Origin of the sequence: Rhodococcus sp. IEGM 1408 (assembly GCF_033142235.1) — a bacterium.
Taxonomy (GTDB): Bacteria; Actinomycetota; Actinomycetes; order Mycobacteriales; family Mycobacteriaceae; genus Dietzia.
Map to the genome: position 1 here is coordinate 346,742 of NZ_JAWLRW010000002.1, position 16,870 is coordinate 363,611.

Here is a 16,870-nt window from a genome sequence, read left to right on the forward strand (position 1 = left end):
ACATCCCTGTCCTCGAATCGATAGATTCTCAACATGTAGGACGCTATAGTCGAACTGTGAGACAGTCTAGCGGAATCGGAGTCCTCGACAAAGCCATGACGGTGCTCCATGCCGTGGCCGAGCAGCCGTGCGTCCTGTCGGAACTCTGCGAGCGCACCGGGCTCCCCCGGGCCACCGCCCACCGGCTCGCGGTGGGGCTCGAGATCCACCAACTCCTCTCCCGCGACGACGCCGGCGTGTGGAGTCTGGGCCCCGGTCTGGCCAAACTCGCCGCCCACGCGTCCGACTCCCTGGCGGAGGCCGCCTCCGCCGTGCTGCCCCGCCTCCGGGAGGCCACCGAGGAGAGCGTGCAGGTGTACCGCCGCGACGGCGACCACCGGGTCTGCGTGGCCTCCGCCGAACCCCCGACCGGCCTGCGGGACACCGTCCCCGTGGGCGCGATCCTGCCGATGACCCGGGGCTCCGGGGCCAAGGTGCTGGCCGCCTGGGCCGATCCCGCCACCCAGCGAGCGCTGCTGGTCGACGCCTCGTACACCGAGAGGCAGCTGGCCGAGGTGCGCCGCCGGGGCTGGGCCCAGTCGATCGCCGAGCGCGAGGCCGGCGTCGCCTCCATCTCCGCCCCCATCCGAGACGCGGGCGGGAGCGTCGTGGCCGCCATCTCCGTCTCGGGCCCGGTGGACCGCATCGGCAGACGCCCCGGCGTGCGCTGGGCCGCCGACCTGCTCGCCGCCGCCGACGCGATCCACAAACGGCTCTAGCCCCCCGCCCCCGGGAATCACGGCAGGCGCCCCGGGTCAGACGGGCCGGCGTCCCGCGACCAGCCGCCCGAGCGCCCACGGCAGGCTGGTCACGCTCGGTTGGCGCACCGCCGCCACGAGGTCGCCGTCGCGCGGGTCCACGCGCACCACCTGCACCCCGGGCCTCCGCAGCTCGCGATACGGTGTCGGCTCCGCGTAGGAGACCACGTCGAGGCCCAGCCGCCGGATCTCCCCACCGAGCGGCGACCCCTCCCCGAGGGTCGCGACGGGGGTGTCGGGGCGGGCGCCGGTACCCACGACGACGACGAGGGCTCTCACCCCCAGCCTCCGCTGTCCCCCGGCCCACGCGTCCAGCGCCTCCTCGGCGACGCCGGCGGCCGGGTCGGGATCGCGATCGACGGCCGCCGCCACCAGGTCGAGGTGCTCCCGCCACCCGGGCCGGCCACCCGGGTCCACGATGACCCCGGCCAGCCGTTCGAGTCCGCGCAACTGCGACTCGGAGGCGTCGGCTGCCGCGAGGGCGAACGCGTCGACCCCGAACGGCAACAGCGAGCGCAGGCTCGGCAGTCCCGGGCCGCCCCAATCGGGTGCGGGCGGCGCCGCCCGGTCCCGCCAGGGCCTGGGTCCCGTGCCGTCGGCCGCCCACGCCGCCGCCGGCTCTCGGTCCAGGGCCAGCAGGACGTCCAGATCGGCGGACGAGAGGGTGATCACGCGCCGGACCGGCGAGTCCGCGGTGGGCGTCCGGATGGGACTCGGAGGGGCGAGCGGGTCATCTCCGGAGACCGGCGACCTCGTCGTCGTCGTCATCATCGACGTCGTCGCCTCCCCGCCCGTCCCGCACGCGGACAGGCCCGTGAGACCGAGTCCGGCCCCCAGGGCCAGGCGGAGGGCGTCGCGGCGAGTCGGCACGCCGGAATCCTCTCACGCCCCCGTGACCCGCCCTGAAATGCACGATGTCCCGGCTCCTCGCTCTCGCGACGAACCGGGACAAATGCTTCTCTGGTACCCCCGATGGGATTCGAACCCACGCTACCGCCGTGAGAGGGCGGCGTCCTAGGCCGCTAGACGACGGGGGCCTGGTACCCGATGAGACTACCGAGCCCACCCCCGCACCTCAAAATCGCCCGGCCAACCGGCCTTTACCGAGTGCAACTATGCACTCGGTGTACTTATTCTGTAGGCTCCCTTCGTGACCTCACCACCAGACCCGGACTCCCTCAGGGAGCGCAAACGACGCGCCACGATGGTGGCCATCGAGACGGCCGCGACCTCGCTCGTCCTCGAGCACGGCTACGACGCGGTGACGGTCGACCAGATCTGCGCGGACGCGGAGGTGTCCAAGCGCACCTTCTTCAACTACGTGCCCTCCAAGGAGGCGGCCGTCATCGGCTCGCCCCCCGTCACCGTCCCGGACGGTGACCGTGCGGACTTCCTCGACGCGGTCGACCCGGACGTGCCCGGGGCGCTCCTACGGCTGTTCCTCGGCGCGTTCGCCGCCGCGCGCACCGCCGACAACGCCCAGACCGTGACGCTGGCGCAACGCCGACGGGCGATCTTCCGCGCGAACCCGGACCTCGGGGCCGCCCGGATGACCTCGTCGTCCCGCTTCCACCTCCAGCTGGTGGACCTGGTGACCGAGCACTTCCAACGGCACCCGTCGCTCCGGCGGTTGACCGGGGTCCCCGCCGAGGCGGAGGCACGCGCCTGCGTAGCCCTCGTCGCGGGCGCCGCGAACCTCGGGTTCTCGACCTGGCTGACGCGGGAATCGGCGACCTTCGACGACCTCGACGGCGAGTGCGCCACCGCGCTCGGGCAGCTCGCGCACCTGGTGGCCCCCCGCACTGACACTGCCCGCACCAACGCATACCCCGCACCCACCGCACCCACTACCACCAGGGGAACCCCTTCATGAGCGACACCACCGTCCGCACGACGGACACCCGCGACACCGCCCCACCCGCACCGCCCATGCACAACGTGCCGCTGGTCTTCAGCTCCCTCCTGCTGGGCATGCTCATCGTGTCCCTGGGGCAGATGATCTTCGCCACCGCGCTGCCGACGATCGTCGCGGACCTGGGCGGGGTCGACAAGATGAGCTGGGTCATCACCGCCTACCTGCTCACCATGACCATCGGCCTGCCGGTGTACGGCAAGCTCGGGGACCAGATCGGCCGCAAACCCCTGTTCGTCGCGGCGATCCTGATCTTCCTGGCCGGGTCGGTGCTGGGCGCACTCGCGTGGAACATCGACGTCCTCATCGCGGCGCGCGCCGTCCAGGGGCTGGGCGGTGGCGGGCTCATGGTCCTGTCCCAGGCGATCGTCGCCGACGTGGTCCCGGCCCGCCAGCGCGGCCGCTACATGGGGATCATGGGCTCGGTCTTCGGCCTGTCGTCAGTCCTGGGCCCGCTGCTCGGCGGCTTCTTCACCGAGGGCCCCGGGTGGCGCTGGGCGCTGTGGTTCAACCTGCCGATCTGCCTGCTCGCGCTCGGGGTGGCCGTGCTGTCGCTCCGGTTGCCGAACCGGGGCGCCGGACGCCAGACCGACTGGCCTGGCACCGCGCTCATGGTGATCGGCACCTCCTCCCTGATCCTGGCCGCCTCGTGGGGCGGCAACCGGTACGCCTGGACCGACCCGATGGTGCTCGGCCTGGGCGCGCTGTTCCTGGTCTGCGCGGTGGCGTTCGTCCTGGTCGAGCGGCGCTCGCCGCACCCGCTGATCCCCATGACGCTGTTCGCCGAGCGGAACTTCACGCTGTCCACCGCCGCCGGGCTCCTGATCGGCGTCGCGATGTTCGGCTGCATGGCCTACCTGCCCACCTACATCCAGATGGTCCACGGGCTCAGCCCCACGGCCGCGGGCATGATGATGATCCCCATGATGGTCGGGATGATGGGCACCTCGATCGTGGTGGGCAACATCGTCAGCCGCACCGGCCGCTACAAGTGGTACCCGGTGGTCGGCACCGTCATCATGGCCGTCGGCCTGTGGTTCATCGGCTCCCTGCGCGCCCACGACACACTGGTGCACCTGGGCGTGGTGATCTTCGTCTTCGGCTTCGGCCTGGGCCTGTGCATGCAGCTGCTCGTGCTGATCGTCCAGAACTCGTTCCCCGTCTCCATGGTCGGCACCGCGACGGCGTCCAACAACTTCTTCCGCCAGATCGGCGGAACCCTGGGGTCGGCCATCGTGGGGTCGCTGTTCGTCAGCCGGCTGGCCGACCTGATGGGCGAGAAGGTCCCCGCCGCGGCCGCCGCCATGGGGCCGGAGGGTGCTGCGGCCGCCGGTGCGATCACCGGTGGCTCCGGTTCCAACTCGATGAGCCCGGACGTCCTGGCCGGCCTTCCCGGACCGCTGCACGAGGCGATCGTCGCTTCCTACAACGACGCCCTGGTGCCGATCTACCACTTCGTGGTGCCGCTGGTGGTACTCGCCACGATCTTCCTGCTGTTCCTGCGCGAGGACGAACTCAAGGAGACCGTCTCCTGACCACGCGAGGTGCTCACCGCGGCGCGCACGCCGGGTGAGCACCTCGTCACGTGATCCACACGCGCGGCAACCGGGCAGCAACGCAGCGCCACTAGCGTGCGTGACGTGCCGATCACCCGCGAGACCGTCCTCCGTTTCCTCGCCGCCCCGACCGATGTCGGCAACGGCGAGCAGGTCCATACGGGCCGCATCCTCGAATGGCTCGACAAGGCGGCGTACGCCCAGGCCGCGGCGTGGTCCGGCGGATACGCCGTCACCGCGTACGTCGGCAACGTCCGGTTCACCCGTCCCGTCCACTCCGGGATGCTCGTCGAGGTCTCGGCGCGCCTGGTCCACACGGGCACCACGTCCATGCACATCCAGTGCGATGTGCGGGCGGCCGATCCGGTCACCCTGGACTACCAGCACAGCGCGGAGTGCCTCGTCGTCTTCATCGCCGTCAGCGACGGCGTCCCCACCCCGGTTCCCCCCTGGCTGCCCGCCTCGCGCCTCGAGGTCCACGAATCGGACGAGGCGGCTCTGCGGATCCGGCTCCGGCGGGACATCGAGGACGCGATGGCCCGGCAGACCTACTCCGAGAGGGGAACCGCACCCCGCTCGACCCTCCGGTTCCTCGCCGCGCCGCGGGACGTCAACTGGGGAGGGAACGTCCACGGCGGGCGGCTCATGTCCTGGATCGACGACGCCGCCAACCTGTGCGCCACCCAGTGGTCCGGGACCCCCTGCACGTCCGTCTACGCCGGCGGGGTCCGCTTCTACCACCCGGTGCGGATCGGGCACGTCGTCGAGGTCGAGGCGAGACTCCTGCACACCGGACACGAGACCCTCCACGTGTCCGTCCACGTCCGCTCGGGAGACCCCACGTCCGCCGAACGAGTCCTGACGACCCACTGTCTGACCGTGTGCGCGGCGCTGGGCGCCGACCAGCGCCCCACCCCGGTACCGCGCTGGGACCCCGTCTCCGCGGAGGACAGCGCCCTCGACGACCACGCGCGGCACCTCATCCGGTTGCGGGGTCGTGGCCGGGTCACGAGTTCCGGGTCCGGCTCCGGGTCCGGCCAAGACAGCTCGGACGGCCCGGACGGCCCGGACGGCCCGGAGGCGCTCGCCCCGGTGGCCGCCCTGGCGAGGATCAACCGGTAAATGCAGCGAACGCCCGGAGCGATGAGCTCCGGGCGTTCGTTTGTGTGTACCCCCGATGGGATTCGAACCCACGCTACCGCCGTGAGAGGGCGGCGTCCTAGGCCGCTAGACGACGGGGGCTAGAACTATGAGTCCCGTGAGGGACTCGTTGTAGCGAGCGCGGTGACGCGCTCAGCTGGCCTACCAGGACTCGAACCTAGAACGACGGTACCAGAAACCGCTGTGTTGCCAATTACACCATAGGCCACTACATTCACTTGTCCGCCCCTCGCGGGGCGCCTCGAAGAGACTACCAAGTCAGTAGGGGTGAATGCCAAATCGCCTGGTCATTCGGCGATCGGTGCAGCTCGCAGACGGGCGATCGTGGCCTCCCGACCCAGCAGCTCGATCGACTCGAACAGCGGCGGAGAGATGTGCGATCCGGTCACCGCTACCCGCACCGGACCGTAGGCCTTGCGCGGCTTGATCCCCAGGTTCTCCACGAGCGCGCCGGACAGCGCCGCCTCGATCGCCGGTGTGGTCCAGTCCTCGAGCCCCTCCAGCGCGGCGACAGCGGCCTCCACGGCCTCGCGCGACTCGGCCTTGAGGTTCTTGGCGGCGGACTGCGGATCGACGGTGAACGCCGCCTCGTCGACCACCAGGAACCGGATGAGGCTCCACGCATCGGACAGGACCACGATGCGGGTCTGCAGCAGCTCCGCCACGATGGCCCAGCGGTCGCCGTCGAGCTCCGCCGGGAGGGTCAGTCCGTCCTCGGACGGGTGGGCCACCAGGAACTCGCGCAGTCGACGCGCGAACTCCTCCGGCGCGAGCTGCCGGATGTGCTCGGCGTTGATCGCGTCGGCCTTCTTCTGGTCGAAGCGCGCGGGGTTGGAGTTGACCTGGCGGATGTCGAAGGCCTCCACCATCTCCCGGAGGGAGAACACGTCGCGGTCGTCGGACAGGCCCCAGCCCAGCAGCGCGAGGTAGTTGAGCAGCCCCTCGGGCAACATGCCGCGGTCGCGGTGCAGGAACAGGTTGGACTCGGGATCCCGCTTGGAGAGCTTCTTGTTGCCGTCGCCCATGACGAACGGCAGATGCCCGAACTCGGGGACCCGGTCGGCCACGCCGATCCGCATCAGGGCCCGGTAGAGCGCGATCTGGCGCGGGGTCGAGCTGAGCAGGTCCTCGCCGCGCAGCACCTGGGTGATCTGCATCAGCGCGTCGTCGACCGGGTTGACCAGGGTGTACAGCGGGACGCCGTTGCCCCGGGTCAGCGCGAAGTCCGGGATGCTACCGGCCTTGAACACGGTGTCGCCGCGGACGAGGTCGTCCCATGCCAGGTCCTCGTCCGGCATCCGCAGTCGGACCACCGCGCCGCGGCCGGAATCGCGGTAGGCCTGCTTCTGCTCCTCGGTGAGGTCGCGATCGAACCCGTCGTAGCCGAGCTTGGGATCCCGACCCGCCGCCCGGTGGCGGGCCTCGACCTCCTCGGCGGTCGAGAAGGACTCGTAGGCCTCCCCCGCCTCGAGGAGCTTGCGCACCACGTCGAGGTGCAGCTCCCGCCGCTCTGACTGCCGGTACGGCGCGTACGGTCCGCCGACCTCGGGCCCCTCGTCCCAGTCCATGCCGAGCCACCGCAGCGCGTCGAGCAGGGACTCGTAGGAGGCCTCCGAGTCCCGCGCGGCGTCGGTGTCCTCGATGCGGAAGACGAACGTCCCGCCCGTGTGCCGGGCGTGCGCCCAGTTGAACAGCGCCGTCCGGACGAGCCCCACGTGGGGAGTACCTGTAGGCGACGGACAGAAGCGGACACGGACATCTGAAGCGGTCATGAGGACCATCCTAGTGACGGTCCCGGCTCGCACCCCCGCGGAGGACCGGCCTAGGATCGGCCCGGTAGCCGTGGCCGCGATTCACGCGCGTGCCACGCCCATCCGACACAAGGGAGGCGAGCCGTGGCGTCAGGGCCCCACGCCGACGCCGCCAGGCCCGTCACCGCCCCGGATTTCCTCCTGTCCCGCCACACCGGTTCACTCCGCACCCAGGGCGCCGTCCGCGGGTTCACCGACCCGGCGGACGCGGCACTCGCCCTCCGCTCCGGCGACTGCGGGCTGGTGGTGGGCGCGATCGGATTCGAGCCGGATGCTCCGGCCGCCCTGGTCGAGCCCCACATCGTCGTCCGTACCGACGGCCCCCTCGAGCCCCCCGCCTATTTCCGCTCGATACGGACCCGCGCGCACGTCGCCGTGGAACTCCCTCCCACGGAGGTGCACCGGCAACGGGTGGCCACCGCCGTCGCGGGGATCCGGGCCGGCGGTCTGGACAAGGTGGTGCTGGCCCGCGCGGTCCGGCTGGTCGCCGACGAACCGATCGACCCGCACGCGGTGTGCGCGGCGCTCATCGACTCGAGTCCGTCCGCCGACGGCTACCTCGTCGACCTCTCCCCCGCCGGCGGGATCCACACCGGCCGGGTGTTGGTGGGGTCGAGCCCTGAACTCCTGGTGCGGCGCCGCGGTGACATCGTCGAGTGCCATCCCCTGGCCGGTTCCGCGCCCCGCTCCGGCGACCCGGCCGTGGACCAGGCTGCCGGGCGCGCGCTGCAGGCCTCGGCCAAGGACGCCGCCGAGCACGCGTTCGTGGTGGACTCCCTCGCCGCCGCGCTCGCCCCCCTCTGCAGCGACATCGAGATCCCCGAGCACCCGTCGCTGACCTCGACGCGCGAGATGTGGCACCTGGGTACCCGGATCCGCGGGCGGATCGCCGACGCCCGCACCACCGCGCTGGACCTCGCCCTGGCCGTGCACCCCACCCCCGCGGTGTGCGGAACCCCGACAGACGAGGCCCGGCGGGTGATCGCCGGACTCGAGGGTGAGCGGGGCTTCTACGCCGGCGCGGTCGGCTGGGCGGATGCCGGCGGCGACGGCGACTGGATGGTCACCATCCGCTGCGCCGAGATCGACGCCGACCGCTCCGGCGCCGTCGCCTGGGCGGGCGGAGGGCTCGTCGCCGATTCCGAGCCCGACGACGAGGTGGCCGAGACGGCGGCCAAGCTCCGGACGGTGCTCAGGGCGTTCAGCGTCGCCTGACCCCGGCCGGCCAGCGCGGCCGGCGATCAGGCGCGGTGGGCCGGCCAGCCCTGTCTATCAGGCCCTGTCGATCAGGCCCTGTCGATCAGGCCCGATCGACGACCGGGTTGCTCAGCGCGCCGATCCCCTCGATCTCCACGGTCACGCGGTCGCCGGGCAGCATGGGCCCGACACCCGCCGGAGTGCCCGTGAGCACCACGTCGCCGGGCAGCAGGGTCATCACCCTGCTGACGTACTCGATGATCTCGCCCACGGTGTGCATGAACTGCGAGGTGTTGCCGTCCTGGCGCAGTTCCGAGGTGCCGTCCGCGTGGTGGAGCGTGGTGCGTACGTCGAGGCCGTTGGGATCGAGGTCGGTGACGATCCACGGGCCCAGCGGGCAGAAGCTGTCGTAGCCCTTGCCCCGGGTCCACTGGCCGTCCGAGAGCTGCTGGTCGCGCGCGGTCACGTCGTTCGCGCAGGTGTACCCCAGGATCACCTCGTGCGCGCGGGCGGCGGTGACGTTGCGGCACGGCTGACCGATCACCACGGCGAGCTCGCCCTCGTAGTCGACCCGCTCGGAGCTGGGCGGGTACGCGATCCCGGCCTCGGGACCGACGACCGACGTGTTGGGCTTGAGGAAGATCAACGGCTCGGCGGGGGCCTCGGACCCCATCTCCTCGGCGTGATCGGCGTAGTTCTTGCCCACGCAGACGATCTTGGAGGCCAGGATCGGGGCGAGGAGTCGGACGTCGGCGAGGGGCCACTCGCGTCCGGTGAACTCGGGGGTGCCGAAGGGATGCTCGGAGATCTCGGCGCACGTGAGCGCGGCGGGGTTGGAGATGTCCCCGCGGACCTCGACGAAGGCGAATCCCTGAGGGTGGGCGATACGGGCGAGACGCATACCGGCGATCCTATGCCGTGCGCAGATCTCGGAGCGTCGTCACCCCGCGGTCGTGCAGGTCCGCCGCCTGGGCCAGGTACAGCTCCGCGCAGGCGAGAGCATCGACGAGTGCGTCGTGCGCCCGGTACCGGGGCAGCCCGTATCGCTCCCGGGCCCCCCACAGCCGCAGCGCATCCGTGTCGGGGTCCGGGGTGAAGCCCATGTCGATGCCTCCTCCCAGCACCCGGCGGTGCAGTTCGAGGGTGTCGACGGCGAGGAGCGGCGGTCGCACGCCGTAGGCCGAGGCGCACAGGGCACCCAGGAAATCTGTCTCTATACGGGTGTAGTGCGCCAGGAGGACCCGGCCCGCCAGCGCCGTGAAGATCCTGTCCAGGAAGCCCTCGACGTCGACCCCCGCCGCCACGGCGTCATCCGTGATGCCGTGCACGGTGGCGCTCTGCCCCACCCCGTCGTCGTCCTCGGCGCTGTGCGGCCGCAGGAGCATGGACGCCGCACCGCCCAGGACGATCCGCTCCCCGTCCACGGGGACCAGACCCACCGAGAGCACGCGGTCACGGCGCGGGTCGAGTCCGGTGGTCTCCACGTCGATCGCCAGCAGTGGCAGGTCCGTGAGCGGCGTCGCCGGGCCCGGCGGGGGCGTCTCGAGGTAGCGCCGCAGCGGACCGTCGGGGAGACGCCTGGCGGCGCGCCGCCGCCGCCCCTGTCCGGTCCACCGCTCCAGCATCACATCTGTCCGACGTGGTACTTCAGGGCGATCGCGTCCTGGGACCCGGCGATGATCCGGAAGGCCCCCCGCAGCCGGTTGCGGTCGGCCGAGCTCAGCACGGAAGGGTCGACGTGGTTGTCCTGCGGGACGTCGTCGGCGATCTGGCGGGCGTGGTGCCGGTAGGCCAGGCCACGGAGGAACCGGAAGGCCTCACCCAGGTTCTCGGCGTCGGAGCGGCCGATCAACCCCGCGCCGGCGGCGGCGTCGAGTCGACCGAGGGTCGACACCTCGGAGAGCCCGGCGGACAGGGCGTACAGGCGCGCGATCTGCACCACCGGTGCGATGCCGCCGGCCTTCAGGTCGAGCGTGTTGCGGTAGTCACCGCGCCGCGCCACGACCAGTCCTCGGAAGAAGCCCAGCGGGGGATGCCACTCGCACGCGATGCGCGCGAGGTGGCCCAGGAACCTCCGGCTGCCCATGGAGCGCTCGAGCATCTGCTCGCGGACGCGCAGGTACAGCGTGGTGTCCCCGTGGACGGCCCGGATGTCGAAGAACACCTGGGCGTGCAGCACCGCGTCGGCCTCGGGGGCGTGCACCCAGTCCCCCACCTGCCGCTCCCAGTCCGCACACGTCCGGCGCCACCGGGGGTTGGAGGCCATGACCTCACCGGGACACAGCGGGAAGCCCGCCCCATCCAGCCCCGCGCACACGCGCTCGGCGAGCGCGGCGAAGTACTCGTGCGCGCCGGCGGCGGTGTCCACCGCGTCGTCGAGGATCAGCGCGTTGTCCTGGTCGCTGGCCACGCCGAGCTCGCCGCGGGCCTGGGAGCCCAGGCCGACCCAGCAGTAGGGCACGGGGGGTGGCCCCAGTTCGGCCTCGGCCAGCTCGATCAGGCGCCGGGTGGCGGCGTCGGCCGTGGCGGTGATGACCCGCCCGATGTCCTGGGGGGCGGTCCCGCGCCGGACGAACTCCCCCACGAGCGGCAGGAGTCGGGCGGCGCGCTCGGCTACACCGGCCGCGTCGGGCGCCCGGGAGATCCGCGCGGCCAGGTAAACGGGGTCGGTCTGCGCGAGGCGGAGCAGGTCCCCGGTGGTGACCATGCCGACGGGCGCACCGTCCTCGACCACCGGCAGGTGATGGACGGCCCGTTCGATCTGCAACAGGGTGGCGTCAAAGGTGCGGGTCCGGGCGTCCACCGTCACCGGGTCCGGGGTCATGATCGTCGACACCGCGGTGCCCGTGTCCCCGCCGACCGCGACCACCTTCGACCGGATGTCGCGGTCGGTCAGGATGCCCACGACCCGCCCGTCGGCGACCACCAGGAGGGCCGACACGCGGTGGTCCGTCATGATCCGGGCCGCCGCACGGATGGTCGTGTCGGGCGGGGCCGTCACCGCCTCGCGCGAGAGCAGCTCCCCCACCGGCGTCCCCAGCGCGTCCCCGCCGGCCGCCGCGAGCCGGGCCGAGGCGAGGTCCGCGCGGATCCGGTCGCTGCGCTCACCAAAGAAGTGCCGGAACGACGGATGGGCGTCGGCGATCTCGTCGAAGACCTCGCGCGGCATCTCGAGCAGGAGGGTGTCCGCGACCGCCACGATCCGGTACCGGGAGGGGCCGGTGTGGGCCAGGGTCGAGTAGCCGAAGCAGTCGCCCTCGTCGCGGGCCTCGAGCAGCGTGCCGTCCGGGTCGCACACCTCCACCGCACCGGAGCGGATCACGTGGAGGGTGTCGTTGCGGCCCCCGGCCTCGACGATCACCGTCCCGCGGCGGTGGTAGCGCTGGGTCAGGCGCGCCGGGATCCGGTCGAGCAGCGGGCCGGGCAGCTCGTCGAAGGGAGCACAGCGGGCGAGGAAGTCCCGCACCTCGGCCAGTTCAACGTCCATGAGGCCACTCTGTACGCCCGCGGCCCGCGGTGTGATCCGCTTCACGGGATTCACACCCGCGGGCCGCGGGAGGGTGGGGCCGGGGCGTGCTAGCGGCTGACCGCCGCGACGATCCGGTCGCCCACCTCGGTGGTGACGACGGGGCCGTCGCCGCGCGAGCCGAGGTCGGCCTCGACCGCCGCCTCGACGCGCTCGGCCTCGGCGACCTTGCCCACGTGGCGCAGCAGCAGCGCCACCGAGAGGATGGCCGCGGTCGGGTCGGCCTTGCCCCGGCCGGCGATGTCCGGGGCGGACCCGTGGACCGGCTCGAACATGGACGGGTTGGTGCCGGAGGCGTCGATGTTGCCCGACGCCGCGGTGCCGATGCCGCCGGTGACGGCGGCCGCGAGGTCGGTGATGATGTCGCCGAACAGGTTGTCGGTGACGATCACGTCGAAGCGCGACGGGTCGGTGACCATGTAGATCGTCGCCGCGTCGATGTGGATGTAGTCCACCTCGACGTCCGGGAACTCCGGCGCCACCTCGTCGACCGTGCGCTGCCACAGCCCGCCGGCGTTGACCAGCACGTTGGTCTTGTGGACCAACGTGAGCTTGCGCCGGCGAGTCTGCGCGCGGGCGAAGGCGTCGCGGACCACGCGCTCCACACCGAAGCGGGTGTTGACCGAGGTCTCGGTGCCGATCTCGTGCGGGGTGCCCACGCGGATCGCCCCGCCGTTCCCGGTGTAGAGGCCCTCGGTGCCCTCGCGGACCACCACGAAGTCGATCTCGCCCGGGTTCTTCAGCGGGGTGGCCGAGCCCGGGAACAGCCGCGACGGACGCAGGTTGACGTGGTGGTCGAGCGCGAACCGCAGCGGGAGCAGCATGCCGCGCTCCAGGATGCCGGCCGGAACCGACCGCGGGTCGCCGATCGCGCCCAGCAGGATCGCGTCGTGCCCCTTGAGGCTCTCCACGTCCGCGTCCGTGAGCGTTTCCCCGTTGCGCAGGTACCGCCGGGCGCCGAGGTCGTATTCGGTCTTCTCGACACCGGGTACGAGCGCGTCGAGCACCTTCAGCGCCTCGGCCGTGACCTCGACACCGATCCCGTCGCCGGGGATGACTGCGAGCTTCATGTTCTCTGTATTCCTCTTCACCGGTCCCTATCCACTCAGGCCAGGGAGATCTGGGTGGCGGTGGCGTCGAGCTCGGCGATGATCCGGTCCACGGTCGGCTCGGCGACCGCACGGTCCACGCGCAGGATGAGCGAGGCACCCTCGCCGTGGGCGTCCTGGCTCAGCGCGGCGGCCTGGATGTCGATGCCCTCGCCGCCGAGGATGGAGCCCACCTTGCCGAGCACGCCCGGGCGGTCGGAGTAGTGGACGAAGAGGTTCTGGCCCTCGGCGCGCATGTCGAAGCCGCGCTCGTTGATGCGCACGATCTTCTGCACCTGGTCCAGTCCGGAGAGGGTCCCGGTGACGTCGGCGCTGGCGCCGTCGGCCGCCACGGCGGTGACGGTGACCGTGCTGCGGTAGGCCTTGGACTCGCTGTGGGTCTCCACCGAGTGGGTGACCCCGCGCTGCTCGGCCATCTGGCCCACGTTGACGAAGGTGGCCGGCTCGTCGGTGATCGCGGAGAACATGCCGCGCAGGGCGGCCAGTCCGAGGACGTCGACCTGCTCGGCCGCGAGCTCCCCGGCCACCTCGACGCGCACGGTGACGGGCACTCCCGGGCACAGGTGCCCGGCCATCAGGCCGACCTTGCGGACCAGGTCGAGCCACGGCGCGACCTCGTCCCCGACGGGCCCGCCGGAGACGTTGACGGCGTCGGGCACGAAGTCGCCGCGCAGGGCCAGCAGGACGCTGCGCGCGACGTCGGTGCCCGCGCGGTCCTGGGCCTCGCTGGTGGAGGCGCCCAGGTGCGGGGTGACGACCGTGTTCTCGAGGTCGAAGAGCGGCGAGTCGGTGCAGGGCTCGGTGTCGAACACGTCGAGTGCGGCGGACCGCACCTTGCCGGACTTCAGGGCGTCGACGAGCGCGGACTCAACGATCAGCCCGCCGCGCGCGGCGTTGACGATCACGACGCCGTCCTTGGCGCGCGCCAGCCGCGCGGCGTCGAACAGGCCGGCGGTCTCCTTGGTCTTGGGCAGGTGCATCGTGATGATGTCGGCGCGCGAGACCAGCTCGTCGATGTCCACCAACTCGATGCCCAGCTGGGCGGCGCGCGCGGCCGGCAGGTAGGGGTCGTAAGCGATGAGGTTGGTCTCGAACGCCGCTAGCCGCTGGGCCACGAGCTGTCCGATGCGCCCCAGGCCCACCACGCCGACGGTCTTGCCGAGCAGTTCGACACCGTTGAAGGAGCTGCGCTTCCACGTGTGCTCGCGCAGCGTGCGGTCGGCGGCCGGGATCTGGCGGCAGGCGGCCATGAGCAGCGCGACGGCGTGCTCGGCGGCCGAGTGGATGTTGGAGGTGGGGGCGTTGACCACCATGACCCCGCGCTCGGTGGCGGCGGGGATCTCGACGTTGTCCAGGCCGACGCCCGCGCGGCCGATGATCTTGAGCTTCGGCGCGGCGGCCAGGACCTCGGCGTCGACCGTCGTGGCGGAGCGGACGAGGATGGCGTCGGCGTCCTTGACGGCCTCGAGGAGCTTGGGGCGATCCGGGCCGTCGACCCAGCGGACCTCCACGGCGTCGCCGAGCGCGTCGACGGTCGACTGGGCGAGCTTGTCGGCGATGAGGACGACGGGACGTCCGGATGCTGTCACAGTGGGATCTCCTCGGTGTCAAAATAGGCACGGCCAGTCTAGGCCACCACACACGGGCCACGACCAGTGGCCGGGGGGAGCACGGAGGCCTAGCGTGGCTGATGTCACCGCAGGACCCACCGACGCCGATGAACGGATGACGCATGCCGCGCACCCCCCGGTCGACCGGATTCCCGGTCCGCCTGCCCAACCCCTGGCTCCCCGTGCTCGCTCCCGCCCGCGGTCCGACGGCGGTGGCCACCTACCTGCGGGTGCACCTCTACGGTGCGGCGGTGGGCCGGAGCGTCCTCGACCGCTGCATCAGCGCCGTGGGTCCCGACGACCGGGCCCGCCTGGTCCCCCTGCGCGGGGAGTTCGAGCAGGAGATGGAGACGGCCTCCCTGTTGCTCTCCCAGCTCACGCCCATCGGCACGCCGGGCCGTCGTCTACTGCGACTGTCCTCGAAGCTGACCCTCTCCGTGGTCCCCGTGGGCCCGGTGCTGAGTGATCCCCTCGCCCGACTCGGCGTCCTGGAGGCCCTGCGCACCCTCGTGGTGGCCAAACGGAGCATGTGGGAACTGCTGGCGGATTCGTGGGTGGCGGACGGACCCTCCGGGGTCGACGACGACGAGGTCGGCGGAGGCAACACCGGCCGCGTCCTGACCGATCTGGCCCGACAGGCCGCGGCGCAGGAGCGGCTGCTCGAGGAGCTGCGCAGGACCTACGGCCTGGCGGTCTTCGAGTGAGCGGGCCCGGAGTCGTACGCGCTGATGTCGTGGTGGTGGGATCCGGACCCAACGGGCTCGCCGCCGCGCTCCTGTGCGCCCGCGCCGGCCTTCAGGTGGTGGTGCTCGAGGCCGAGGACACCATCGGCGGCGGGTGCCGTACCCTCCCGATGGACGGCATGCCCCACGACGCCGGGGCGGACCTGATGGTGGACCCCTGCTCGGCTGTCCATCCCATGGGCGGCGCCTCCCCGTTCTTCCGCGGGTTCGACCTGGCCGCGCACGGTGTGCAGATGGTCACCCCTCCGGTCCAGCTGGCCCACGCGCTGCCCGGGCGGGACGCGATCGTCTTCCCGGCAGATCCCTCCCCCGGCACCCTCGCCGAGGGCCTGGGATCCGAGGCGGAGGCCCGCGCCTGGTGGCGGGTGATGGGCCAGGTGGCCGAGCAGTCCCTCGACGTTGTCGCGGCCGCGCTGTCCGACCAGCGGTCGGTTCCGCCGGTGGCGGCCACCGCGGCGCTCGCGGCGGCCTTCGCGCGAGCCCATCCGCGTGGAGTGATGAGCGGGATCCTGGGCGACTCGTTCGGGCCCGACGGGCGCACCCTGTTCTCGGGGATCTCCTCCCACGCCATCACCTCCCTCTCCTCACCGGCCGCGACCGGGGTCGGGCTCGTCCTGGGCTCGCTCCTGCACTCCCCGCTCGGGTGGGCCCTTCCGGTGGGTGGCAGCGGTGCCATCACCGCCGCCCTAGCCGCCGCGGTCCGCGACGCCGGCGGGGAGATCCGGACCGGCACCCGGGTGGGTTCGCTCGCGCAGCTCGACGCCCGCGACATCGTCTTCAACACCTCCTCCCGAATTCTGGGCGAGATCCTGCTGGCGTCCTCGCCCTCGCCGGCGGTGGAGCGGCGGGCCCGGCGACTCACCAGCGCGCCGGTCGGCGGGGCCGCCGCCAAGGTCGATCTCGTCCTCTCCGGCCCGGTGCCGTGGCGCGACCAGCGACTGGCCGGCGCGGGCACCGTGCACCTGGGAGGCGACTCGCGCGCCATCGCGGCCGCCGAACGCGAGGTCGCGGCCGGCCGTCACGCGGACCGGCCGATGGTGCTGGTCTCGCAACCGTGGGTGACCGACCCGGGTCGTATCGCCGCCGACGGGCGTCGTCCCCTGTGGACCTATGCGCACGTGCCCGCCTTCTCCGAGCAGGACCAGACGGAGCAGGTCCTGTCCGCGCTGGAGGCGGTCGCGCCCGGCGTCCGCGACGTCGTGGTGGCCGCCCGGTGCACGCCCGCCGCGCGGATGGGAGACCACAACGCCAACTACACCGGCGGGGACATCGCCGCGGGCCGGGTGGACCTCCGCGGGCTCGTCGCCCGTCCGGTCGCGCGGGTCGACCCCTTCGCCACCGGCGTGCCCGGCGTGTGGCACGCCTCCGGCTCCACGCCACCGGGCCCCGGCGTCCACGGGATGGCCGGGCAGCACGTGGCGGACCGGATCATCGGCGGCTGACGGGCC

The 16,870-nt window shown here is 72.2% G+C and carries 14 protein-coding genes and 3 tRNA genes; 7 read left to right on the plus strand and 10 right to left on the minus strand.

Annotated features, from left to right (window positions below):
* Positions 1-56 precede the first annotated feature (56 nt).
* Complete coding sequence (locus R4P08_RS04465) at positions 57-758, plus strand: IclR family transcriptional regulator (protein ID WP_317812550.1); 702 nt, start codon at positions 57-59, stop codon at positions 756-758.
* 36 nt (positions 759-794) lie between these two features.
* Here the strand turns inward: R4P08_RS04465 and R4P08_RS04470 are convergent, their stop codons facing one another.
* Positions 795-1,667, minus strand: a complete 873-nt coding sequence (locus tag R4P08_RS04470; protein ID WP_317812551.1) for an ABC transporter substrate-binding protein — start codon at positions 1,665-1,667, stop codon at positions 795-797.
* Positions 1,668-1,758: 91 nt separating this feature from the next.
* Positions 1,759-1,834, minus strand: a tRNA-Glu gene (locus R4P08_RS04475).
* Positions 1,835-1,947: 113 nt separating this feature from the next.
* Here R4P08_RS04475 and R4P08_RS04480 point away from each other — a divergent pair.
* From R4P08_RS04480 to R4P08_RS04490, 3 genes are all read left to right on the plus strand, one after another.
* The gene (locus R4P08_RS04480) at positions 1,948-2,670 is read left to right on the plus strand and encodes a TetR/AcrR family transcriptional regulator (RefSeq protein ID WP_317812552.1); all 723 of its coding nucleotides are present in this window, start codon (positions 1,948-1,950) and stop codon (positions 2,668-2,670) included.
* Complete coding sequence (locus tag R4P08_RS04485; protein WP_317812553.1) at positions 2,667-4,244, plus strand: MDR family MFS transporter; 1,578 nt, start codon at positions 2,667-2,669, stop codon at positions 4,242-4,244. The genes R4P08_RS04480 and R4P08_RS04485 overlap by 4 nt, the downstream gene beginning before the upstream one ends.
* Before the next feature lie 105 nt (positions 4,245-4,349).
* Positions 4,350-5,387, plus strand: coding sequence for an acyl-CoA thioesterase (locus tag R4P08_RS04490; RefSeq protein WP_317812554.1), 1,038 nt, complete (start codon positions 4,350-4,352; stop codon positions 5,385-5,387).
* A gap of 47 nt (positions 5,388-5,434) precedes the next feature.
* Here the strand turns inward: R4P08_RS04490 and R4P08_RS04495 are convergent.
* The 3 genes from R4P08_RS04495 to gltX all read right to left on the minus strand — a co-directional run bounded on the left by R4P08_RS04495 (position 5,435) and on the right by gltX (position 7,198).
* Positions 5,435-5,507 (minus strand) — tRNA-Glu (locus R4P08_RS04495).
* Between the two features lie 55 nt (positions 5,508-5,562).
* Positions 5,563-5,634, minus strand: a tRNA-Gln gene (locus R4P08_RS04500).
* A gap of 79 nt (positions 5,635-5,713) precedes the next feature.
* Complete coding sequence (gltX, locus tag R4P08_RS04505) at positions 5,714-7,198, minus strand: glutamate--tRNA ligase (protein WP_317812555.1); 1,485 nt, start codon at positions 7,196-7,198, stop codon at positions 5,714-5,716.
* Between the two features lie 123 nt (positions 7,199-7,321).
* Between gltX and R4P08_RS04510 the strand changes: the two genes are divergently transcribed.
* On the plus strand, positions 7,322-8,452 hold the full coding sequence (locus R4P08_RS04510; protein ID WP_317812556.1) for an isochorismate synthase: 1,131 nt from the start codon (positions 7,322-7,324) through the stop codon (positions 8,450-8,452).
* 85 nt (positions 8,453-8,537) lie between these two features.
* Here R4P08_RS04510 and R4P08_RS04515 read toward each other — a convergent pair whose 3' ends face one another.
* From R4P08_RS04515 to serA, 5 genes are all read right to left on the minus strand, one after another.
* Positions 8,538-9,335, minus strand: a complete 798-nt coding sequence (locus tag R4P08_RS04515; RefSeq protein WP_317812557.1) for a fumarylacetoacetate hydrolase family protein — start codon at positions 9,333-9,335, stop codon at positions 8,538-8,540.
* A gap of 10 nt (positions 9,336-9,345) precedes the next feature.
* Complete coding sequence (locus R4P08_RS04520) at positions 9,346-10,059, minus strand: exonuclease domain-containing protein (RefSeq protein WP_317812558.1); 714 nt, start codon at positions 10,057-10,059, stop codon at positions 9,346-9,348.
* Positions 10,059-11,921 carry a DUF294 nucleotidyltransferase-like domain-containing protein gene (locus R4P08_RS04525; protein ID WP_317812559.1) on the minus strand — a complete coding sequence of 621 codons (1,863 nt, stop codon included), beginning with the start codon at positions 11,919-11,921 and terminating at the stop codon, positions 10,059-10,061. The genes R4P08_RS04520 and R4P08_RS04525 overlap by 1 nt, the downstream gene beginning before the upstream one ends.
* Positions 11,922-12,010: 89 nt before the next feature.
* Complete coding sequence (locus tag R4P08_RS04530) at positions 12,011-13,030, minus strand: 3-isopropylmalate dehydrogenase (RefSeq protein ID WP_317812560.1); 1,020 nt, start codon at positions 13,028-13,030, stop codon at positions 12,011-12,013.
* 35 nt (positions 13,031-13,065) lie between these two features.
* Positions 13,066-14,658 (minus strand): phosphoglycerate dehydrogenase, encoded by a 1,593-nt coding sequence (serA, locus tag R4P08_RS04535; protein ID WP_317812561.1) that lies wholly within the window; start codon positions 14,656-14,658, stop codon positions 13,066-13,068.
* 143 nt (positions 14,659-14,801) lie between these two features.
* Here serA and R4P08_RS04540 point away from each other — a divergent pair, with 143 nt between their 5' ends.
* Positions 14,802-15,383, plus strand: a complete 582-nt coding sequence (locus R4P08_RS04540) for a hypothetical protein (RefSeq protein ID WP_317812562.1) — start codon at positions 14,802-14,804, stop codon at positions 15,381-15,383.
* Positions 15,380-16,864, plus strand: a complete 1,485-nt coding sequence (locus R4P08_RS04545; protein WP_317812563.1) for an NAD(P)/FAD-dependent oxidoreductase — start codon at positions 15,380-15,382, stop codon at positions 16,862-16,864. The genes R4P08_RS04540 and R4P08_RS04545 overlap by 4 nt, the downstream gene beginning before the upstream one ends.
* Positions 16,865-16,870: the final 6 nt, after the last annotated feature.

Coding starts and splice junctions, on each gene's coding strand:
- R4P08_RS04485 (WP_317812553.1), top strand. CDS start 2,667: ATGAGCGACACCACCGTCCGCACGACGGACACCCGCGACACCGCCCCA.
- gltX (WP_317812555.1), bottom strand. CDS start 7,198: ATGACCGCTTCAGATGTCCGTGTCCGCTTCTGTCCGTCGCCTACAGGT.
- R4P08_RS04515 (WP_317812557.1), bottom strand. CDS start 9,335: ATGCGTCTCGCCCGTATCGCCCACCCTCAGGGATTCGCCTTCGTCGAG.
- R4P08_RS04520 (WP_317812558.1), bottom strand. CDS start 10,059: ATGCTGGAGCGGTGGACCGGACAGGGGCGGCGGCGGCGCGCCGCCAGG.
- R4P08_RS04525 (WP_317812559.1), bottom strand. CDS start 11,921: ATGGACGTTGAACTGGCCGAGGTGCGGGACTTCCTCGCCCGCTGTGCT.
- R4P08_RS04530 (WP_317812560.1), bottom strand. CDS start 13,030: ATGAAGCTCGCAGTCATCCCCGGCGACGGGATCGGTGTCGAGGTCACG.
- R4P08_RS04540 (WP_317812562.1), top strand. CDS start 14,802: ATGCCGCGCACCCCCCGGTCGACCGGATTCCCGGTCCGCCTGCCCAAC.